Origin of the sequence: Mesorhizobium sp. M0991 (assembly GCF_040318915.1) — a bacterium.
Classification (GTDB): domain Bacteria; phylum Pseudomonadota; class Alphaproteobacteria; order Rhizobiales; family Rhizobiaceae; genus Mesorhizobium.
Window position 1 is genome coordinate 22,479 of sequence record NZ_JAMYNE010000004.1, and the last position, 19,610, is coordinate 42,088.

Annotated in this window: 19 protein-coding genes; 4 read left to right on the forward strand and 15 right to left on the reverse strand. The window is 62.9% G+C overall.

All coding sequences use genetic code 11. From position 1 onward, the window contains the following. The first annotated feature begins 55 nt into the window (after positions 1-55). Positions 56-1,351: an amidase gene (locus NKH70_RS07720; protein ID WP_352714050.1), complete on the forward strand. Its 1,296-nt coding sequence runs from the start codon at positions 56-58 to the stop codon at positions 1,349-1,351. Between the two features lie 14 nt (positions 1,352-1,365). On the opposite strand, the gene NKH70_RS07725 is transcribed toward NKH70_RS07720, so the two are convergent. Genes NKH70_RS07725 through NKH70_RS07745 form a run of 5 tightly spaced genes read right to left on the reverse strand, consistent with a single transcriptional unit; the run spans position 1,366 to position 5,604 of the window. Continuing rightward, positions 1,366-1,749 carry a hypothetical protein gene (locus NKH70_RS07725; protein ID WP_352714048.1) on the reverse strand — a complete coding sequence of 128 codons (384 nt, stop codon included), beginning with the start codon at positions 1,747-1,749 and terminating at the stop codon, positions 1,366-1,368. Positions 1,750-1,791: 42 nt separating this feature from the next. After that, positions 1,792-2,772, reverse strand: a complete 981-nt coding sequence (locus NKH70_RS07730) for a hydroxyacid dehydrogenase (protein ID WP_352910517.1) — start codon at positions 2,770-2,772, stop codon at positions 1,792-1,794. Between the two features lies 1 nt (position 2,773). Further along, entirely contained in the window at positions 2,774-3,490 is a 717-nt protein-coding gene (locus NKH70_RS07735) for a FadR/GntR family transcriptional regulator (protein WP_352714040.1), read from the reverse strand. A 1-nt stretch (position 3,491) separates the two neighbouring features. After that, on the reverse strand, positions 3,492-4,661 hold the full coding sequence (locus NKH70_RS07740) for a mandelate racemase/muconate lactonizing enzyme family protein (protein WP_352714036.1): 1,170 nt from the start codon (positions 4,659-4,661) through the stop codon (positions 3,492-3,494). Between the two features lie 55 nt (positions 4,662-4,716). Beyond that, on the reverse strand, positions 4,717-5,604 hold the full coding sequence (locus tag NKH70_RS07745) for a sugar phosphate isomerase/epimerase family protein (RefSeq protein ID WP_352469252.1): 888 nt from the start codon (positions 5,602-5,604) through the stop codon (positions 4,717-4,719). A 391-nt stretch (positions 5,605-5,995) separates the two neighbouring features. Here NKH70_RS07745 and NKH70_RS07750 point away from each other — a divergent pair, with 391 nt between their 5' ends. The 3 genes from NKH70_RS07750 (at position 5,996) to NKH70_RS07760 (ending at position 9,472) form a co-directional block, all read left to right on the forward strand. Beyond that, positions 5,996-7,051: a sugar phosphate isomerase/epimerase family protein gene (locus tag NKH70_RS07750; RefSeq protein ID WP_352714029.1), complete on the forward strand. Its 1,056-nt coding sequence runs from the start codon at positions 5,996-5,998 to the stop codon at positions 7,049-7,051. A 154-nt stretch (positions 7,052-7,205) separates the two neighbouring features. Continuing rightward, positions 7,206-8,393, forward strand: a complete 1,188-nt coding sequence (locus NKH70_RS07755) for a Gfo/Idh/MocA family protein (protein ID WP_352714026.1) — start codon at positions 7,206-7,208, stop codon at positions 8,391-8,393. A 227-nt stretch (positions 8,394-8,620) separates the two neighbouring features. Further along, a complete protein-coding gene (locus tag NKH70_RS07760) occupies positions 8,621-9,472 on the forward strand; it encodes a sugar phosphate isomerase/epimerase family protein (RefSeq protein WP_352714023.1) in 852 nt (283 codons plus the stop codon). A 24-nt stretch (positions 9,473-9,496) separates the two neighbouring features. On the opposite strand, the gene phnE (NKH70_RS07765) is transcribed toward NKH70_RS07760, so the two are convergent. The 10 genes from phnE (NKH70_RS07765) to NKH70_RS07810 all read right to left on the reverse strand — a co-directional run bounded on the left by phnE (NKH70_RS07765) (position 9,497) and on the right by NKH70_RS07810 (position 19,609). Beyond that, a complete protein-coding gene (gene phnE, locus NKH70_RS07765; RefSeq protein ID WP_352714019.1) occupies positions 9,497-10,864 on the reverse strand; it encodes a phosphonate ABC transporter, permease protein PhnE in 1,368 nt (455 codons plus the stop codon). 67 nt (positions 10,865-10,931) lie between these two features. Further along, positions 10,932-11,888, reverse strand: coding sequence for a phosphonate ABC transporter, permease protein PhnE (phnE, locus tag NKH70_RS07770; RefSeq protein ID WP_352714016.1), 957 nt, complete (start codon positions 11,886-11,888; stop codon positions 10,932-10,934). A gap of 166 nt (positions 11,889-12,054) precedes the next feature. Next, positions 12,055-12,963 carry a phosphonate ABC transporter substrate-binding protein gene (gene phnD, locus NKH70_RS07775; protein ID WP_352714014.1) on the reverse strand — a complete coding sequence of 303 codons (909 nt, stop codon included), beginning with the start codon at positions 12,961-12,963 and terminating at the stop codon, positions 12,055-12,057. Between the two features lie 89 nt (positions 12,964-13,052). Next, positions 13,053-13,901, reverse strand: coding sequence for a phosphonate ABC transporter ATP-binding protein (phnC, locus tag NKH70_RS07780; protein ID WP_352714013.1), 849 nt, complete (start codon positions 13,899-13,901; stop codon positions 13,053-13,055). Positions 13,902-14,020: 119 nt separating this feature from the next. Continuing rightward, positions 14,021-14,731, reverse strand: coding sequence for a DUF1868 domain-containing protein (locus tag NKH70_RS07785; protein ID WP_352910531.1), 711 nt, complete (start codon positions 14,729-14,731; stop codon positions 14,021-14,023). A 551-nt stretch (positions 14,732-15,282) separates the two neighbouring features. Further along, the gene (locus NKH70_RS07790; RefSeq protein ID WP_352714004.1) at positions 15,283-15,900 is read right to left on the reverse strand and encodes a DapH/DapD/GlmU-related protein; all 618 of its coding nucleotides are present in this window, start codon (positions 15,898-15,900) and stop codon (positions 15,283-15,285) included. Beyond that, positions 15,897-16,604, reverse strand: coding sequence for a phosphonate C-P lyase system protein PhnL (gene phnL / locus NKH70_RS07795; RefSeq protein ID WP_352910534.1), 708 nt, complete (start codon positions 16,602-16,604; stop codon positions 15,897-15,899). The genes NKH70_RS07790 and phnL overlap by 4 nt, the downstream gene beginning before the upstream one ends. A gap of 211 nt (positions 16,605-16,815) precedes the next feature. Further along, on the reverse strand, positions 16,816-17,592 hold the full coding sequence (phnK, locus tag NKH70_RS07800; protein ID WP_352713996.1) for a phosphonate C-P lyase system protein PhnK: 777 nt from the start codon (positions 17,590-17,592) through the stop codon (positions 16,816-16,818). Then, positions 17,589-18,500 (reverse strand): alpha-D-ribose 1-methylphosphonate 5-phosphate C-P-lyase PhnJ, encoded by a 912-nt coding sequence (locus tag NKH70_RS07805; RefSeq protein WP_352713992.1) that lies wholly within the window; start codon positions 18,498-18,500, stop codon positions 17,589-17,591. The genes phnK and NKH70_RS07805 overlap by 4 nt, the downstream gene beginning before the upstream one ends. Beyond that, a complete protein-coding gene (locus NKH70_RS07810) occupies positions 18,497-19,609 on the reverse strand; it encodes a carbon-phosphorus lyase complex subunit (RefSeq protein WP_352910537.1) in 1,113 nt (370 codons plus the stop codon). The genes NKH70_RS07805 and NKH70_RS07810 overlap by 4 nt, the downstream gene beginning before the upstream one ends. Position 19,610: the final 1 nt, after the last annotated feature.

The window sequence follows — 19,610 nt, forward strand, 5'->3', positions numbered from 1 at the left end:
AGCTAGTGGCTGCTACCTTAAGACGTTGCAAGTGGGCGGAGTCCGACACCGAAAAATGCAATCAGCCCGTGATCGCCTCGAAGCAATTCTTTCGCGTCTTGCCGCTCGCGTGGGCGATGAGAGCGTTTTCGTAAAGCTCTACCCGGAAGCCGCACGGGCGGCGGCGGACGCCGCCGATGCGCGGCGAAAAGCCGGCGTCACACTCGGGCTGCTCGATGGGGCGACCGTCTCGATCAAGGATCTGTTCGATGTCGCCGGCGAGCCGACCACGGCGGGCTCTCTGCTGCTCGCCACCGCAGCGCCGGCGCTGCGGGATGCCATTGTCGTGCGACGGCTGCGCCAGGCCGGTGCAGTCATCCTCGGCAAGACCAACATGACCGAGTTCGCCTTCACTGCGATCGGCGTCAACCCACATTACGGTACGCCCGGCAATGCAAGCGATGCCAGCCGTATCCCGGGCGGCTCGTCCTCAGGCGCCGCGGTTTCGGTCGGCGAAGGTACCAGCGAAATCTCCATCGGTTCCGATACCGGCGGTTCGGTACGCATTCCGGCATCGTTGAATGGCGTCGTCGGTTTCAAGCCGACGGCGCGGCGCGTGCCGCTCGCGGGTGCGTTTCCGCTGTCGGCCACGCTGGACTCGATCGGTCCGCTGGCCCGCACCGTCGCCGAATGTGCGGCGGCCGATGCAGTGATGTCGGGCGAAAACCTGGCGGCATTGTTGCCGCTGCCGCTGGACGGCCTGCGCATCGGTATTGCGCGCGGCGTGCTGTTCGATGATACGCAGGAAGAGGTCGCGACGACGTTCGACCGGTGTCTGCGCAAGATGGAGCTTAGCGGCGCACGGCTTGCGGAACTGTCGATCGACGACCTGCTTGCCGATCTGCGCGCGGCAACCAAGCGCGCGTCGATCGCGGCGATGGAAGGGGCGGAGATCCATGCCGACCGGCTGGCGACCGGAGTGGCGACGCCGGTCGACCCGCGGGTAAGCGGACCATTGTCGCGCGCCGCCGCCATTCCGGCCACGGTCTATATCAGGGCAATGCGCTGCCGCACGGCGCTGGCCGCCGCAATGGACGACCGACTGGCAGCGGTCGACGCGCTGGCCCTGCCGACCACGCCGGTGACGGCGCCGACGATCGTCTCGATGACCGACGACGAGGCTCTGTGGAACAGGACGGAAGGCCTTCTGCTGCGCAACACGCAGGTCGCCAACCAGTTCGATCTGTCAGCCATCTCGCTGCCGATGCCGGGAATGACGCGCCCGGCCGGGCTGATGCTGGTGGCGCGCAATGGCCATGACCACCACCTGCTGCGCATCGCAGCGGGCGTGGAGGCGCTGCTTGCAAATTGATCCGATAGCGCGTGTCAGCGCGACGAGCAGTGGCCGCGTTCGCTGTCCTTGGCGGCGCGTTCGATGCTGGTGGCAATCAGCCAAGGCAGGGTGTACCGCTTGCCGTTAAAGGTCCGGGTGCGGTTCTCGATCGATCCGACAACAACGACCTTGCCGGCATAGAGTTTGTCCGAAAGATCCAGCGCCTTGTCTCGCTGCGGTAGGCGATCGATGTCGATCGAAACACCTTTGATAAGCTTACCAGTAGCGAGGTCGAGTGCGCTGTTCGATGGACAGGGTGCCGCCACGCAGCGCAAGCCGTTGTCGCAGAACACGTAGCTGCCCTGTCCGTTGGCGAAGGCTTGCGCCGTCGCCACGCAGAAGCCGGCGGTCAGCAGGAATTTTGTGACGTGTGCCATGCCGGTACCGTCGCCGGCGAATTCGGGAAAATTAGGGCGCTCTCAGAAATCGGCAGGGAACCGCCGCCGGTAGTGCTCGACCACTTCGGGGTTGCGCAGATTGACCGGCAATCTGTTGGCCAGCACCAGCAAGGCTTCGCCAGCCGCGCCGACGCCCATGCGCATCATCGACTGTTCGGTGATCCCGGCCATGTGCGGGGTGACGATGACATTGTCGAAGCCGAAATAAGGATGGTTGGGCGGCAGCGGTTGTGTTGCAAAAACATCGAGCGCAGCGCCGCCGATGCGGCCCTTCTGCAAGGCCTCGATCAGCGCGTCGTCATCGATCACCGGCCCGCGCGAAACATTGATCAGCAGCGCATCCGGCTTCATCCGGTCAATGCGCTCGCGGCTGATGAGCCCCCGTGTTTCGGGCGTCAGCGGGCAGCACAGAACGATGATGTCGCTCTGCTCGATCAGCGCATCGATCGACAGGAAGCCGACCTTGTCCGGCGCCGGCCGCATGCTGCGCGTCGTCGCCACCACATTCAGATCGAACCCATGGGCCGCGATATGGCCAACCGCCTGGCCGATCGCGCCGAGGCCGACAATGCCGATCGTCTTGCCCGCTAGCTCACTGGCCACGACGGTGTGTTCGCGGCCGGCCAGCCAACCCTTCGCGCGCAAGTCGCGGTCCAACACACGAAAGCGCCTAAGCAGTGCCAGCGCCGCGAACATTACATATTCGGCGACGGATCGCGCGTTCACCCCCGGCACGTTCGCCACCAACACGCCGGCCGCATTGGCCGCTTCCATCGGTACCATGTCCAGCCCGGCGCCGTGGCGGATCGCGGCCCTGAGCTTCAACGCGCCTTCGAAAAGCGCCGCAGGCAAGGGAGCGCGAACGATGATGACATCGGCGTCCCTTGCCTCGGCGGCCAGCGTGTGCGCGTCGAGGGCGGAAGCAACGACGAGTTCGCCGGCCCCTGTCAGCATGGAAGAGGCACGGGGGTGCAGTCTGTGTGTCGACAGGATCTTGGGCATTTCAGGCCTTTTCGAGCGCTGGGCTTTCGGGTTCCGCCCCACGCCCCTCGATCAGCCCCTTCCAGTAGCTTTCCGCGCCTTGCAGGTGGGCGCTCATCAGCGCCTGGGCGAGATTGCCGTCGCGGCGCAGCAGCGCCTCGTAGATCTGGATATGCTCGGCATGGGAGCGCACGCTGCGTTCGGGATCGTTGAAATAGATCGGCAGGCGCAGCTCACCCATCATGTAGTAGACGCTGCAGATATTGTGGAAGACGCTGTTCTTGGTCGCCCGCACGATCTCGAGGTGGAACTCGCGGTCTTCCCGGGCAAGGCCTTCACCGGCGGCGATGCGATCCTCGGAGGCCTTCAGGATCTCGCGCAGCCGCTCGAAATTCTCCTCGGTGGCGCGTGAACAGGCAAGTTCGGCGGCCTTGATCTCGTGGATCTTGCGCAACTCGACCGTCTCGTAGATCTGGATGGGATCGAGCGGCAGGCCGGCGCGGGCGAACAGCGCCATCGCCTCGACGCTCGCCTGCTTCGTATCGATGTAGATGCCGGATTTCGCCCGTCGCTCGACGATGCGCATGGCCTCGAGAATGGCCAGCGCCTCGCGGATCTGGCCGCGGCTGACGCTGAAATGCTCTGCCAGTTCGCGCTCCGACGGCGTGCGGCCCGTCTCCTTGTCCGAATGGGAGAACAGATAGGCGGCGAGTTCCGCGAGAAGGTTCTTTTCTTTCATGTCAGCCGTGTTGCGCGTGCGCCTCCAGGAACCGCTCCGAAATGGTGAATCCCAGCCCGGGTCTATCAGGGATCGCTACCATACCGTCCTTTGCTTCGACAGTCTCTTCGATCAGATCGTGGATCATCGGATTGGCGCCGAGCGAATATTCGACGGTGAAGCTCGCCGGCGAAGCAGCGCAGACATGCAGCCCGGCAAAGAAGCAGGGCGCACCCGCCCAAAGGTGCGGCGCAAAGCGCAGATTAAAGGCGCTGGCGATGGTGCCGATCTTCATCGCCTCGCTGATTCCACCGCAAAAGGCCGGATCCGGCTGGAAGATATCGGCGGATTTGAGTACGGCGAGGTCGCGGAAGGCATAGCGCGTCGCCTCGCTTTCGCCGGTGGCGATCGGGATCGAGCCGCAGGCGCGCACCTCGGCCATGCCGGGCTTGTCGTCGGCGATCACCGGCTCCTCGAACCAGGCGAGATCGAGGTCGCCGGCGAGATGGATGAAGCGCTTGGCTTCGGCCACCGTGTAAGTGCCGTGCGCGTCGACCATCAGGTCGATATCGGGACCGAGCGCCTGTCTTGCGGCGCGAACGCGAGCGGCCGAGATATGTGGGGCGCCGTCCATGGCGCCGACGCGCATCTTCAGCGCCTTGAAGCCGCCGTTGGCGATGTAGGACTGCAGCTGGTCGCCGATGGCTTCCGCAGTGGCCCAGCCGCCGGAAGCATAGGCCGGCATGCGGTCCAGCTTGCGGCCGCCGAGCAGCCGCCAGACCGGAACGCCGAGCGACTTGCCAAGAATGTCCCACAATGCGATGTCGACGGCGCTGATGGCGGCGATGCTCATGCCCCGTCGTGCCAATTGCGGCATGGCATGGCCGGCGCGAGCGGCGCTGTCGTGGCGCGTGCCATTATAGAGCATCTCCCATATGACGCCGATGTCGGCCGGGTCGCGGCCAACCAGCTGCGGGCCGACCTCGTAGTTTAGCAAATGGACGAGAGCGCCGTAGCTGCCGGCGCTGCCGGCGGCATTCTTGCCTTCGCCCCAGCCGACCAGACCGTCGTCGGTTTCGATGCGCAGGATGGCGGCGTCGAATGTCGCCACCTGACCGAAGTCGCTGCGGTGTTGCTTCGCGGCTTCGATCGGTATGCGAACCCACCAGGCTTGGACCGTCTTGATGCGCATGTTCATCCTCGGCCCGGCCGCGGTGAGGCGGAAGGGCTTTTTCCAAACGGCTCAGCTACTTGATCAGCGGCAGCAGCGTTTCCGCATTGATGCGCATCTGGTCGGTGTAGAATTTTTCCGTAAGCACGCTGGAGCCGTGGTCCTGAATGAATTTCAACTGCTCCGGCGAGATGTCGACGGGGTTGCGTTCGACCATGTCGGGATAGGGGGCAGCCGGCGTGCGGTCGACGGGGGCGACGAATTCATTGGTCAGCGCGCCGTCATAGCCGATCTCCTTCAGCGTGCCGACGATCTTCGGCCAGTCGATCTGCCCGAGGCCGGCGGCGAAGCGGTTGTTGTCGGCGACATGGAAGTCGTATAGGCGCTTGCCGACCTGCCGGATGGCGTCATAGACGTTAAATTCTTCCATGTGGATGTGGTAGGCGTCGAGGCAGACGCCGCATTCGGGGCTGACCGCATCGGCCAGCGCCAGTGCCTGGGCGCCGCGGTTGAACAGATAGGTTTCAAAGCGGTTGAGCGGCTCGACCGCGATCTTGACGCCGACCTTCTTGGCGTGGGTGAAGCATTCCCGGGTGGCGTCGACCACCCATTTCCATTCCTCTTCCTCGGTGCCGTCCGGCACCACCTTGCCGACGGTGGCGGGAACCAGCGTGATGATCTCGCCATCAAGTTCGCTGACCATGGTCAGCACGTCCTTGACGTATTGCACGGAGCGCTCGCGCTGGCCCTGGTTCTTGGCGGCGAGATTGCGCTCGCCCAGCATCAGCGTCACCGCTCCCCAGCAGCGAATGCCGTGCTCCTTCAACAGCGCGCGCGTCTCCTTGGGCTTGTATTGTTCGGGTTCGCCGGAAATCTCGATCGACTCATAGCCGAATTTCTTGATGCGCTTGAGCGTCGTTTCCAGCGGCTCCGCCCGCATCCAATTGTGTGTCGAAAGATGCATGGTCTATCCTTCCCAGAATCGCCTGTACCAGTCGCCTGCGGCGCACTCTGCCGAAGCCTGCCGCATGATTCCTCCCCAAGGCGTCCCAGCATTTTTAGCAAACTGGTTCGACCAATTGGGCTTAATGGGAGGTCTACAGTAATTTCATCTGGACGGCAAGAAGTGCTGCCATCAAGCGTTGGCTCATGACTATGCTATTGATTATACTTAAACATGTGGCTTAACTCGGCATGGTTGCAGGGCTGCGGCAGCGCGTCAAACGGCTTGACCAGATTTCGGCATTTGGTAATACCAGAATAGCGGCGCCGAGCGCGCTGTGCAAAGAGACCAAAGAAGCTGGCCCTGTTTTCAATCGGCGCTATGCTTGGTCGTGAAACATAGGGAGATGCCGATGCCGACGACGATGAAGGGGCCTGGTCTGTTCCTGGCGCAGTTTGCGGGCGACGCCGCTCCGTTCAATTCGCTGGCCTCGATCACCGAATGGGCGGCTGGTCTGGGCTACAAGGGCGTGCAGATCCCGACATGGGACGCCCGACTGTTCGATCTCGAGAAGGCAGCCTCCTCCAAGGCCTATTGCGACGAGGTGAAGGGCGTCTGCGCCGATGCCGGCGTCGAGATCACCGAATTGTCGACGCATCTGCAGGGGCAGCTGGTGGCGGTGCATCCGGCCTACGATGCACAGTTCGACGGCTTCGCGCCGGCTGCGGTGCACAACAATCCAAAGGCCAGGCAGCAATGGGCGGTCGAACAGATGAAGTTCGCCGCCAAGGCGTCGAAGAATCTCGGGCTCAAGGCGTCGGTGTCGTTTTGCGGCGCCCTGGCCTTCCCATACCTCTACCCCTGGCCGCAGCGGCCGGCGGGATTGATCGAGGAAGCGTTTGCCGAACTCGGCAAACGCTGGAAGCCGATCCTCGACGTCTATGACGAGAACGGCGTCGATATCGGCTACGAAATCCATCCGGGCGAGGACGTGTTCGACGGCGCGACGTTCGAAATGTTCCTCGATGCGGTCGGCGGCCACAAGCGCTGCAACATCAACTACGACCCGTCGCACTTCCTGCTGCAGCAGCTCGATTATCTCGAATTCATCGACATCTACCACGAGCGGATCAAGGCGTTCCACGTCAAGGACGCCGAATTCAATCCGACCGGGCGGCAAGGCGTCTATTCCGGCTACCAGAGCTGGACCAACCGCGCCGGGCGTTTCCGCTCGCTCGGCGACGGGCAGGTGGATTTCGGCGGCATCTTCTCCAAGCTCACCCAATACAATTACGATTCATGGGCGGTGCTGGAATGGGAATGCTGCCTCAAGCACCCGGAGGATGGTGCGGCCGAAGGCGCTCCCTTCATCCAGCACCACATCATCAGGGTTACGGAAAAAGCGTTCGACGATTTCGCCGGCGGCACGACCGATAAAAAGGTGCTGCGCGGGATGATGGGGATCTAGCACAGATATCCCTCCCCCTCGAGGGGAGGGTGGCCCGGAGGGCCGGATGGGGTCGGTCCATGCCGAGCTTCATGCCCGGCGACCCCACCCCGACGCTACGCGTCGACCCTCCCCTCAAGGGGGAGGGGTATCTCAGATAACGAGGGAGAAAATCATGGTTGGTGCATCGAAGGCGGAAACGGGGGGCGGTCCGATCCGCTACGGCATGGTCGGCGGCGGACAAGGCGCCTTTATCGGCGCGGTGCACCGCATCGCAGCGCGCATGGATAACGAGTTCGTGCTGGTCGCCGGCGCCTTGTCGTCGGATCCGGAGCGCGCTAAGGCCTCGGCCGCCGAGCTTGGGCTCGATCCCGCACGCAGCTACGGCTCTTATGCCGAGATGGCCAAGGCGGAGGCCAAGCGGCCGGACGGCATCGAGGCGGTGGCCATCGTCACGCCGAACAATGTGCACGTGCCGGCTGCCAAGGCTTTTCTCGAGGCCGGCATCCACGTCATCTGCGACAAGCCGCTGGCGACGACGCTGGCCGAGGCAAAGAAGCTGGCGGCGCTGGTCGAAAAGACCGGCAAGGTGTTCGTGCTGACGCATAACTACACCGCCTATCCGATGGTGCGGCAGGCACGCGAGATGGTGGCCAAGGGACAGCTCGGCGATATCCGCATCGTGCAGTCGGAATATCCGCAGGACTGGCTGACCGAAGATCTGGCCGCCACCGGCCAGAAGCAGGCTGCGTGGCGCTCAGACCCCAAGCAGGCCGGTGCCGGCGGCGCGCTGGGCGACATTGGCACGCACGCCTACAACCTTGCCCGTTTCGTATCCGGGCTGGAGCTCGATTCGTTGTCGGCCGATCTCGATGCCTTCGTGCCGGGGAGGCTGCTCGACGACAACATCAATGTGCTGCTGCGCTTTAGGCCGGTCGGCGGGTCGCACCCCGCCAAGGGCATGATCTGGGCAAGCCAAGTGGCGCCCGGCCACGAGAACGGGCTGAAATTGCGCATCTACGGCTCGAAGGGCGGGCTCGAATGGGTGCAGGCCGACCCGAACTATCTCTGGTACACGCCGTTCGGCCAGCCGAAGCAGTTGATCACCCGAAACGGCGCCGGCGCGCTCCCCGTCGCCGGGCGCGTCAGCCGCGTTCCGCCAGGGCATCCGGAAGGCTATCTCGAAGGCTTTGCCAATATCTACCAGGAAGCCGCGCGGGCTATTCGTGCGGCGCGCCAGAAGGGCGGCAAGCCGGCCAAGGATGTCGTCTTCCCGACCGTGGAGGACGGCGTCGAGGGCATGGCCTTCATTGAGGCCTGCGTGAAGTCGTCGAAGAAGAATGGGGCGTGGACGAAACTTTAATCGCTGCGTCCGGTTAACGGGAAGCCCCCCTCACCCGGATTGCCAGCCGAATTGCAAGGGCAATTCGGGGCAATCCGACCTCTCCCCGAGGGGAGAGGAGATCGCCAGCGTTGGCGTCTGCTTCTTCTCCCCAGCGGGGAGAAGGTGGCCGCGAAGCGGCCGGATGAGGGGGCTTGTGGCGAAGTCGCCAGAGGAGCAAGCCCGGCCGTCAAAGGGAGGGGGCGTCGATGAAAATCGGCATGTGCATGTTGTTGTGGACGACCAGTGTCTCGAAAAAACACGAGCCGCTACTCAGGGACATCAAGGCGACCGGCTTCGACGGCGTCGAAATACCGGTCTTCTCCGGCACGCCGGACGACTACAGGAAACTCGGCGAGCTGCTCGACCGTATCGGGCTGCAACGCACCGCCGTCTCGGCGATGGGCGATCCGGCGATGAACCTGATCTCGCCGGATGCCTCGACGCGCAAGGCCGGCATCGACTACATGAAGTCGGCGATCGACTGCGCTCAGGCGCTTGGCGCGAACACGTTGAGCGGCCCGCTGCATTCGACACTCGGGGCCTTCTCCGGCAGCGGGCCGACGGCGGCCGAGAAAAAACGTTCGATCGCTTCGCAGCGCGCCATCGGTGACCATGCCGGCAACAAGGGTGTCACCATCGGGCTGGAGGCGCTCAACCGCTTCGAATGCTATCTGCTCAACACGATGGACGATTTGTCGGAGCATATCGACGCGATCGACCGGCCGCACATCAAGGCGATGTACGACACCTTCCATGCCAACATCGAAGAGGCCGACCCGATCGGCGCCTATTCGCGCAACCGCAAGAACGTCGTCCATATCCATATTTCGGAGAATGATCGCGGCGTGCCGGGCCGCGGCCACATCCCCTGGAAGGAGACTTTCTCAGCCATTCGCAACAGCGGCTATGACGATTGGCTGACAATCGAGGCGTTCGGCCGCTCGCTGAAGGATTTGGCCGGGGCCACCAAGGTGTGGCGCGACTTTTCCGAAAGCCCGGAAGCCGTCTACCGCGACGGCTACAAGCATATCAGGAATGGATGGAGGAAGGCGCCCTAACCGCACGCCTGCGCAACGCCCCCGTTAATCCTGGCCGGCCTGGATCCGGTTGTAGTCGTGGATCGTCCTGCTCAAGCGGCGGCGCAGGAAATTGGAAATGTTGTCGAAGATGAAAACGACGAGCAGGACCAAGAGCACCATGTAGAAGACATTGGCCCAGTTGGAATTGGTGCGCATCGCCTCCCAGAGCTTCAGGCCGATGCCACCGGCACCGACGGCGCCGATGATCGTCGCGCCCCTGGTGTTGGATTCCCACTGATAGAGTGTCTGGCTGATGAAGACCGGGATCACTTCCGGCAGCACGCCATAGCGCTGCACCAGCAAGCCGTTGGCGCCGGTCGACTGGATGCCCTCGCGTGGCTTGTCGTCGATGTTCTCGAGGCCTTCCGAATAGACTTTGCCGAGCGTGCCGATCTCGGTGAAGAAAATCGCGGCGCTGCCGGCAAGCGGACCCGGGCCGAAGGCGCGGGTGAAGAACAGCGCCCAGATCAGCATGTCGACCGAACGCATGAAATCGAAGAACCGCTTGAGCACCTGGCTAAGCAGGCCGCTCGGGGTGATGTTGCGTGCGGCGAAGAAGGCAAGCGGGAAGGCAACGATGCCGCCGAGCAAGGTGCCGAGAAACGCCATGACGATGGTCTGGAACAGCTTCGTCCAGACATCGCCATGCTGCCACTGGGCGTTGTTCCAGATGTTGTCGCCGGCCAGTGCCAGATTGGATGTGCCCGGCTTGAGCTGGGGTCCGGACATCAGCAACGAGACCACGTCGCCGGGTGACTTGCCGAAGAAGGGCGAGCGTGTGTCGAAGACGAAATTCGCCCAGCCAAGGAAGCGCTTGCGGACCTTGACGCGATCGACGGTCATACGGACCTCGCCGGCAAAGCCCATCCTGGCGACGATTTCGTCGTCATGCACGGTGATCCACTCCGGCACCGGGCCGGATATTACCGGTTTGCCGCTGGCCAACGACACCGGCACCGTCCGGCCAAAGGCGACAAGCGTCGCCTCGGCCTTGTCGAAGGTGACGGATTTGGCTCGGCCGTCGATCAGGATGGTGTAGGAGCCGTTGGCATTGGTGATGACCCAATCGGGATGCGGGTCTTCGCCAAGCGCCGAAAAACGCGGGTATCTGGGTGTGATCTGAGGCTGGTCGAGACGGAATTCCGGCTGCAGATCGTAGCTGATCCATTGCGTCAGGAAGAGCGGCAGGCGCTCCCAGTGCGATTCCCTCAGCACTTGCGGCAGGCTGAAGAACCACAAGGCGTAGAGGAGGTAGAGCAGGATGCCGGTGAACAGGACCAGCGGGCCGAAGCGTTTGTACAGGGGCCGCCGGAACACTTGGGGAAAGCGCTCCTCGATCGACTGCATCTCATCGGCGGTCATTGCGGCCATGGGCAGTCTTCTTGTTGATTTGCCATGATCTTTTCCAAAAACCGGAATCCACTTTTTGGGATCATGGTCAGGCGCCCATCATGAATGCCTGCTCACCGACGAGCTTGCGGCGTAGCCAGGCGGAAAACTGGTCGACGAGGAAGATCGTCGTGAACAGCAGCAGCACCAATGCCAGCGTCTTGGCGCCGAAACCGCGCGAGATGGAGAGCTTCAGTTCCTCGCCGATGCCGCCACCACCGACCGCGCCGATAATGGTCGAGATACGCACATTGATCTCGATCCTGAGCAGCGTGTAGGACATGAAATTGGGCAGCACTTGCGGCAGGCCGGCAAAGCGCACGCGCTCGAACCAGTTGGCGCCGACCGCGCGCAGGCCTTCTTCGGCGCGCATGTCGATGTTTTCATTGATCTCGTAGAAGAGCTTGCCGAGGGCGCCGATCGAATGCAGGCCGATGGCGATGATGGCCGCGACCGGGCCGGTCGAGAGGATGGCTGCGAACAGGCCGGCAATGACGATCTCCGGGAAGGCGCGAAGCAGTTCCATGAAGCGCTTGACGACGAGCCTGAGCACCGGACTGGGCGTCAAGTTGCGCGCGGCGATGAAGGAAAAGGGCACCGCAAAGACAAAGCCGATGAAAGTGGAAACCAGCGCCACGTTAAGCGTGGTGAGCATCAGCTCGAAATATTCGGGTAGATAAAAGCCGCCCCAGAGATAGACGCGACCAAGCGGGAAATTGAACTCCTGGCTGCCCTTGTCGTGCGGCGATGCGATGTCGAACAGCGCCCGCCAGACGTCGTTCCAGTCCTTGGGAACAAGCCAACTAAGGAAATCCAGTATGTGCGGTAGCCGATCGAAGAAATGCCCCGCATTGGCCTCGTCGGCGAACCACATGGCTGTGCACATGGCGACAAGCAGTAAGCCGATGCCGAGCGCCGTGTAGAACCGGCGCAAGGACGTCTGGCGTCGCCAGGCGTCTGCTGCCTGCCGGACCGCGTCTGAACGAATTGTAGCGGCGAAGGTCATACGGGGTCACGAGCGGACACGCAAAAAGGGCGGCGACCGCATCGGCCCGAAAGTCGAAGTTCGACTTTCGGAAAGCACGATGCGGCATCTAAGTGTTAGAGCGTACTTTGTGCGTCCAAGTGGACGCACGTCGCTCTAATGGACGCCGCCCTTTCCGCAATTGTCGTCAGCCGCCGATCGCGGCTTTGCGGGCTTCGACGATGACGCTGTAGAAGTCCGGCTTCACCGGAACGTAGCCGGTGAAATCGCCGCCTTCGATGGCCTCGAAGCAGGGCTTGTCCTTGGCCGGCAGGCTGGTGAAGAAGTTGGCGAGCTTGGCGGTCATATCGCCGCCGAGCGCGGTGCGCACGACCAGCGGGCCGTTCGGGATCAGGCCAGAACGCCAGACTTCGACGAAGTCGTTGGGGTCGACGGCGCCCTTGGCGACTTCCTTGTGGAAGGTGCCGGACGTGTAACCGTTCTTGAAGTCGCCGATGCCGGAAGAATCGTCAACCGCCACGTCGACCTTGCCGTCGCGGACGGCGAGAACGTTGTTCTCGTGACCGCCATTGAACTGCGTCGAGGCGAAGAAGGTTTCGTTCGAAGCGCCGGTGTCCTTCGGGATCTGGGTCAGCGGGATCAGATAGCCGGAGGTCGAATCCGGGTCGGCATAGCCGAGCTTCTTGCCCTTTGCCGACTTGATGTCGGTGATGCCGGACGACTTCAGCGCCAGGCCAATCGAATAATAACCGGTCGCGCCGTCGGTCTGCTGGGTGGTGAGGATCGGGGTGACGGCGTTCGGATCCTTGAGATAGACGCTGGCATAGCCTGACGCGCCAAGCTCGGCGAAATCGAGCGTGCCGCCGAGCAGGCCCTGGATGACGCCATCATAGTCGGCAGCCGGGAACAGCGAGACCTTTTCGAAACCGAATTCGGTCTTCAGATGATCGGCGAGGCACTGAAAGTTGCGCAGCCGGTCCGCTTCGTTCTCGCCGCCGAGAATGCCGACGCGGAATTCCTTGATATCCTGGGCGTGAGCAGCACTTGCTGCGATGGCGAGCAATGAAACCGCACCGAAAACCATCTTCCTGAACATTATCTCTCTCCTGTTGGTCCCGGCCTCGCGCCGGTAGCGTTCGAATTTTTGACGGGTGCCTTTGACGCGGGCGAGCGATCAGGCCGTTCTCAGCAACCAGGAAACGCTGGCTCGAGCGGTCCGGCGGATGCAGCGATCTTCTGTTTGACGGCGACAATGGTCGAGGTGATGGCCTCGGAGATTTCGGCGCCATTGCTGTCGGCGCCGTAGACCATGCGCACGGCCTCGCGGTTGAGGTCTTCGGGCGGGCCGTCGAAGACCACCTTGCCGGCGGCCATGCCGACGATGCGGTTGCAATAGTTGCGGGCCGTATCAAGCGTATGGAGATTTGTGATGACGGTGATGCCTTCGCGCAAATTGATGTCCTGCAGCGAATCCATCACCACCTTGGCGTTGAGCGGGTCGAGCGAGGCAATCGGCTCGTCGGCGAGCAACACCTTCGGCTGTTGCATCATGGCACGCGCAATCGCAACGCGCTGCTGCTGGCCGCCGGAAAGGGTGCCAGCAGGCTGCAGCGCGGTGCGGGCGATGTCGAGGCGCTCGAGAGCTGCAACCGCCTCGGCGCATTCGCCGCGGGAAAACATGCCGAACAGGTTGGACAGGGTCGAACGGTGGTTGAGCCGGCCGAGCAGCACATTGGTCAGCACGTCGAGGCGCGGCACCAGGTTGAATTGCTGGAAGATCATGGCGCAGTCGCGCTGCCAGCGCCGGAGCGGCGAGCCGCGCAACCCGGAGACCTCGACGCCGTCGAACAGGATGGATCCCTGGCTCGGATCGATGAGGCGGTTGATCATGCGCAGAAGCGTCGATTTGCCGGCGCCGGAGCGGCCGATGATGCCGACCATCTGGCCTTGCGGAATGGAGATGTGAACATTGCTGACGGCGGTGTTCTTGCCGAACCGTCGGGTGACGCCGCGGATTTCGAGCGTAGCTGACATGGTGCAGGCTCCAGTCCAGTCGCAATTGAAGGTCTGTTAACTCTCGCTAGCGCAGCCGCATGAACCTGCGGTGTCGGATTGATGTCAGTTTTGTTACCGCCCACAGCCTCGCAGCGCGATCAACCCAGCACAACAAGCTCCTCGAAATGCTTCATGTCGCTGAAGCTGCAGAAAGCCGGTGGTCGCAGCTCGATCACCGGTGCCTGATGCGCAAGGAGCGACAGGCAGTCATCGAACAGATCCTGCCATGCGGATGCCCGGTCGTCGTCCAGGCGCCGAATCGGGTAGGCGAAGGTGATGTGGAACACATAGTTGTCGTGGTCGGGATGCCGGTATCCGAACGGCACCGACAGGGCATCGCGCCAGGAACGCATAACGCGCCGGTCCTCGGTGGAAGCGCCGGCGACGGTCAGGCCAGTCGGTACGATTTCAACGACCCTGACGTTGAAAGCACCGCAGCCTTTGAAGCCGTTCAGGCGTTCCAGATAGAGGCGGGTCATGGCGTCGATGCTGGTGTCGAGGGGCACGTCCTGCGGCCAGTAGGGAAGGCGGCGGCGATGTTCGATGATGCCCTGGAAGAGCGTCATGTGCAGGCTGGAGACCGGCGTGAAGGCCAGCCGGTCGGCATCGGGCATCGCGCGCATCCGCTCACGCACCTCGATGACCCCCGCTTCTGAAGCCGAGCCATTGACGAGATGGCAGACGACCGTGTTGCCGGGCTCGTTGAGAAAATTACCAGAGGTGTCGTAGCGCCTGCCGAGATGCAGCGGAGGGGTCGGGTTGGTGCCGGCAAAGAATCCGGCGAGCGAAGGTTTGACTGAAACAGGCATTGCGATCTCCAGAGGAAAGGCCGCGTCCTGCCCCGACGATGTGTCAGGGACATGAAAACCGTGCCAAGAAGTAGAATATCAAAGGCAGGATTCGCCAAGCGATTCTGCCGGGGTTGCACATCATCAAGATTGAAATAAAGATTCAAATCCGTATCAAAGAGAGGCTTCCTAATTGCTACGTTGGCGCCAGTGGTTGCGGCTGTATGCTGCAGGGGTAGTCGCTGCGATAAGTTTCACAGTGGCCCTGGTTTTGATGTCCGTATATCGGGTTGGTAGCTTGAACCATCCAATATCGGGATACTTGTACAATTATGGAAATGGGCGCGACGCGGCCATTATTCTAATGATTCTCATTTTTTTAATCGCGTTAGTTACGATAAATTTCGCAAATAAGATTGAAGAAAAACAAAAATCACTTGTAGATATTGGTTATGACAAAAAATTTATAGAACTTATCAGGTTAAATCAGACTGGTGTTGCTATTCTAATCACGTTAGGATTTCTTTCTATTATTTTGGACATTTGCCTGAGCGGCTGACTTATTCGGGGCGTCAACCCCCATGCTTCTCCAAAAACTGATTGGCCGACAGTTCCCGAAAATCGTCGAGCGTGGCGCGCAGCCGGGCGTGATCCCAGTCCCACCAGGCGAGCGCCTGGTAGCGTTCCGCAGTGCGGCGGTCGAAGCGTTCGCGGATCGGCTTGGCCGGTACGCCGCCGACAATGGTGTAGGGGGCCACATCCTTCGAGACGACCGCCCCGGCACCGACCGCCGCGCCATCGCCGACGGTGACGCCGGGCAGGATGGTCGAGCCGTGACCGAGCCAGGTGTCGTGGCCGATGGTGACGCGTTTGGCGCGGCGCTGAGCGAAGAATTCGCTCTCGTGCTCGGCGTCGTCCCAATAGTCGGAGGCGCGATAGGTGAAATGGTGTAGCGTCGGCCGCCAGGTCGGATGATTGGTGGCATTGATGCGCACGCTAGCGGCGATGTTGGCGAATTTGCCAATCGTCGCGCACCAGACGGCGCAGTCCTGCATCATGTAGGAATAGTCGCCGAGAATGCTCTCGGAGACCCGGCTGCGTTCGGCGATCTCGGTCCAGCGGCCAAGCGTCGAGCTCTCGATCTCCGCCGTCTCGTGGACCAGCGGCGCCTCCGACAATTTCCTCGTCATGCCGCGATTTTCCCCGCGGCGAAGGCGGTCACGTCGATGATGCGATCGGCCACAGCCTCGCGCACGTCGTGATCGTGGAAGATGCCGAGCAAAGCGACGCCCGCCGCCTTCTTCGCGGCGATCAGGGAAATCACCACGTCGCGGTTCCTGGCATCGAGCGAGGCGGTCGGCTCGTCGAGCAGCAGGATCGGGTGCTCGGTGATGAAGCCGCGCGCGATGTTGACGCGCTGCTGTTCGCCCCCGGAGAACGTCGCCGGCGGCAGCGCCCAGAGCTTCTCCGGCAGGTTCAACTGCGCCAGCAAGGCGCGCGCCTTACCGCGCGCTACTTCGCGCTCTTCGCCGCGCTCGACCAGCGGTTCGGCCACGACATCGAGCGCCGAGACGCGCGGTACAGTGCGCAGGAACTGGCTGACATAACCGATCGTGAGCCGGCGCACAGCTAGCACGGTGCGCGGGCTGGCCGAAGCCAGGTCAATCAGCCCGTCCTCGTGCTGGACGATGATCTGGCCTGCGTCGACGGCATAATTGCCGTAGAGCATTTTCAGGATCGAGCTCTTGCCGGCGCCGGACGGGCCGCCGAGCACGGAGCATTCGCCGGCCCTGATCGCGAACGAGACACCGGCGACCACCGGCAGTTTGATGCCGTCGCGCAGATGCATGGTGAAGCTCTTGGCGACATCGGAGACAACGAGCGGGGTCGGCATCAGAAGGTTCTCCAATCGTCGTTCGTTTGCGGGCCAGCACCCCCCTCTGCCTTGCCAGGCATCTCCCCCTCAAGGGGGGAGATCGGCAGCCTTTTCGTTGCGCCTGTTCTGCAACGTTGAAGAGTGGCGAAACCGAGAGCGACAGCCAATCTCCCCCCTTGAGGGGGAGATGGCCGGCAGGCCAGAGGGGGGTACGGCGGAGCAATCATCTTCAGACCTGTAGAATCGAGGAAACAAGCAATTGCGTGTAGGGCGCGCGCGGATCGTCGAGGACGCGGTCGGTGAGGCCGCTTTCGACGACGCGGCCGTCCTTCATCACCATCATGCGCTGCGACAACAGCCGCGCCACCGCGAGGTCGTGGGTGACGACGATGGCTGCCAGGCCAAGGTCGGTGACCAGCCCGCGCAACAGATCGAGCAGGCGCGCCTGCACCGAGACGTCGAGGCCGCCGGTCGGCTCGTCCATGAACACCAGCCGTGGGCCGGTAACGAGGTTGCGGGCGATCTGCAGGCGCTGGCGCATGCCGCCGGAAAAGGCGCGCGGCTCGTCGTCGATGCGGTCTTCGTCGATCTCGACACGCGACAACCAGTCGACCGCCGTCGCACGGATTCTGCCATAGTGACGGTCGCCGACCGCCATCAGCCGCTCGCCGACATTGGCGCCGGCCGACACCGTCATGCGCAGCCCGTCGGCGGGGTTCTGATGGACAAAGCCCCAATCGGTGCGCATCAGGAAGCGGCGTTCGGCCTCGCTCATGCGATAGAGTTCGCGGAACTGGCCGTCGCGCATCCGATAGCTGGCGGCGCCTGAAGAGGGCAGCAGCCGCGTCGACAGGCAGTTGAGCAGCGTCGTCTTGCCGGAACCGGATTCGCCGACCACCGCCAGCACCTCGCCCGGCCACAAATCGAAGGTGACGTTTTCACAGCCGACGCGCGAGCCGTAGAATTTGGACAGCGCCGAGACGCGCAGCAGCGGTTCGTCGGTCATTGCGCCGGCTCCGTTTTTTCCAGGGCAAGAGGGGTTTCAGGCGCAAGGTGGCCGCGATGGCCTTGTTCGCGCCGCTTCTCGCAATGATCGGTATCGGAGCAGACGAACATGTGGCCGCCATGGTCGTCGAGGATGACCTCGTCGAGATAAACGTTCTCGGCCCCGCACAGTGCGCAGGGCTGGTCGAAGGTCTGTACCTCGAACGGATGATCCTCGAAGTCGAGACTGACCACATCGGTGAAGGGCGGCAGTGCATAGATGCGCTTTTCGCGGCCGGCGCCGAACAATTGCAAAGCCGGCGAACGGTGCATCTTCGGATTGTCGAACTTCGGTGTCGGCGAGGGATCCATCACATAGCGGCCCTCGACCTTGACCGGATAGGCATAGGTCGTGGCGATGCGGCCGTGCCTGGCGATATCCTCGTAGAGTTTTACATGCATCAGACCATACTCCTCCAGCGCATGCATTTTGCGCGTCTCCGTCTCGCGTGGCTCGAGGAAGCGCAGCGGTTCGGGGATCGGCACCTGGTAGACCAGCACCTGACCGGCCGCCAAAGGGTGTTCGGGGATACGGTGGCGGGTCTGGATGACGGTCGCCTTGGCCGTCTCGGTGGTGACGGCGACATTGGCGACCTTCTTGAAGAAGGCGCGGATCGAAACCGCATTGGTGGTGTCGTCGGCGCCCTGGTCGATGACCTTGAGCACATCATCCGGGCCGATGATCGAAGCGGTGACCTGGACGCCGCCGGTGCCCCAGCCATAGGGCATCGGCATTTCGCGCGAGGCGAACGGCACCTGATAGCCAGGAATGGCGATGCCCTTGAGGATGGCGCGGCGGATCATCCGCTTGGTCTGCTCGTCGAGATAGGCGAAGTTGTAGGTGGCTATATCCGCTGGTTGTGCACTCATTCCGCTGCCTCCCTCTTCTCTTCGCCCTTGCCGGCGTTTTCGCGGGCATCATGCTCGGCGCGCATGCGGCGCACGAGGTCGAGCTCGGCCTGGAAGTCGACATAGTGCGGCAGCTTCAGATGCTCGACGAAGCCGGTCGCCTGGACATTGTCGGAATGCGAGATGACGAACTCCTCGTCCTGCGCGGCGGAGACGACGTCCTCGCCGAGTTCCGAGGCGCGTAGAGCGCGGTCACATAGCGCCATGGCCATCGCCTTGCGCTCGCTCTGGCCGAAGACGAGGCCGTAGCCGCGGGTGAATTGCGGCGGCGCCTTGGCCGAGCCCTTGAACTGGTTGACCATCTGGCATTCGGTGACGCGGATGCTGCCGAGCGGCACGGCAAAGGGCAGTTCCGGCACGTCCAGTTCCAGTTCGACCTCGCCGATGCGAACCTCGCCGACGAAGGGATGGTTGCGCGCGTAGCCGCGCTGGGTGGAATAGCCGAGCGCCAGCAGAAACCCCTCGTCGCCGCGCGACAACGCCTGCAGGCGGATGTCACGCGCCATCGGGAATTCGAGCGGCTCGCGGGTGATGTCGCCGGGGACATGATCCCCAGGCATGTCGCCGTCGGGCTCGATCAGGCCTTCGCGGGCGAGGATGGCCGAGACGCGCGGCATCGCCTCCGCTTCGCCTGCACGCTGTTCCGGTTCGGCGACATCGCCGCCGGCGGCAAGCTCGGGATCGAGCAGCCGGTGGGTGTAGTCGAAGGTCGGGCCGAGCAGCTGGCCGCCGGGCAGGTCCTTGTAGGTCGCCGACACGCGCCGCTCGACCAGCATCGTGCCGGTGTCGATCGCCCTGGTGTAGCCGAAACGCGGCAGCGTGGTGCGATAGGCGCGAACCAGGAAGATCGCCTCGATCATGTCGCCGCGCGCCTGGACGATGGCGAGTGCCGCCAGTTCGCGATCATAAAGCGAACCTTCGCTTATCACTCGGTCGACGCCGAGCGCCAGCTGCTCGACGATCTGGTCGAGCCGAAGTGCGGGCACCGAACGATCGCCGCGCCGGCGGTCGGCGAGCAGTTTGTGAGCATTGCGAATGGCCGCTTCGCCACCCTTTACCGCGACGTACATG

What these genes read in the sequence shown, in the direction of transcription:
- phnC (WP_352714013.1), bottom strand. Translation starts at nt 13,901, where the DNA reads ATGTCAGCTACGCTCGAAATCCGCGGCGTCACCCGACGGTTCGGCAAG.
- NKH70_RS07730 (WP_352910517.1), bottom strand. Translation starts at nt 2,772, where the DNA reads ATGCCCAAGATCCTGTCGACACACAGACTGCACCCCCGTGCCTCTTCC.
- phnE (WP_352714016.1), bottom strand. Translation starts at nt 11,888, where the DNA reads ATGACCTTCGCCGCTACAATTCGTTCAGACGCGGTCCGGCAGGCAGCA.
- NKH70_RS07755 (WP_352714026.1), top strand. Translation starts at nt 7,206, where the DNA reads ATGGTTGGTGCATCGAAGGCGGAAACGGGGGGCGGTCCGATCCGCTAC.
- NKH70_RS07720 (WP_352714050.1), top strand. Translation starts at nt 56, where the DNA reads ATGCAATCAGCCCGTGATCGCCTCGAAGCAATTCTTTCGCGTCTTGCC.
- NKH70_RS07790 (WP_352714004.1), bottom strand. Translation starts at nt 15,900, where the DNA reads ATGACGAGGAAATTGTCGGAGGCGCCGCTGGTCCACGAGACGGCGGAG.
- NKH70_RS07740 (WP_352714036.1), bottom strand. Translation starts at nt 4,661, where the DNA reads ATGCGCATCAAGACGGTCCAAGCCTGGTGGGTTCGCATACCGATCGAA.
- NKH70_RS07725 (WP_352714048.1), bottom strand. Translation starts at nt 1,749, where the DNA reads ATGGCACACGTCACAAAATTCCTGCTGACCGCCGGCTTCTGCGTGGCG.
- NKH70_RS07750 (WP_352714029.1), top strand. Translation starts at nt 5,996, where the DNA reads ATGCCGACGACGATGAAGGGGCCTGGTCTGTTCCTGGCGCAGTTTGCG.
- phnD (WP_352714014.1), bottom strand. Translation starts at nt 12,963, where the DNA reads ATGTTCAGGAAGATGGTTTTCGGTGCGGTTTCATTGCTCGCCATCGCA.
- NKH70_RS07785 (WP_352910531.1), bottom strand. Translation starts at nt 14,731, where the DNA reads ATGCCTGTTTCAGTCAAACCTTCGCTCGCCGGATTCTTTGCCGGCACC.
- phnE (WP_352714019.1), bottom strand. Translation starts at nt 10,864, where the DNA reads ATGGCCGCAATGACCGCCGATGAGATGCAGTCGATCGAGGAGCGCTTT.
- phnK (WP_352713996.1), bottom strand. Translation starts at nt 17,592, where the DNA reads ATGACCGACGAACCGCTGCTGCGCGTCTCGGCGCTGTCCAAATTCTAC.
- NKH70_RS07745 (WP_352469252.1), bottom strand. Translation starts at nt 5,604, where the DNA reads ATGCATCTTTCGACACACAATTGGATGCGGGCGGAGCCGCTGGAAACG.
- NKH70_RS07735 (WP_352714040.1), bottom strand. Translation starts at nt 3,490, where the DNA reads ATGAAAGAAAAGAACCTTCTCGCGGAACTCGCCGCCTATCTGTTCTCC.
- phnL (WP_352910534.1), bottom strand. Translation starts at nt 16,604, where the DNA reads ATGCCGACCCCGCTCGTTGTCTCCGATGTCGCCAAGAGCTTCACCATG.
- NKH70_RS07805 (WP_352713992.1), bottom strand. Translation starts at nt 18,500, where the DNA reads ATGAGTGCACAACCAGCGGATATAGCCACCTACAACTTCGCCTATCTC.
- NKH70_RS07760 (WP_352714023.1), top strand. Translation starts at nt 8,621, where the DNA reads ATGAAAATCGGCATGTGCATGTTGTTGTGGACGACCAGTGTCTCGAAA.
- NKH70_RS07810 (WP_352910537.1), bottom strand. Translation starts at nt 19,609, where the DNA reads ATGTACGTCGCGGTAAAGGGTGGCGAAGCGGCCATTCGCAATGCTCAC.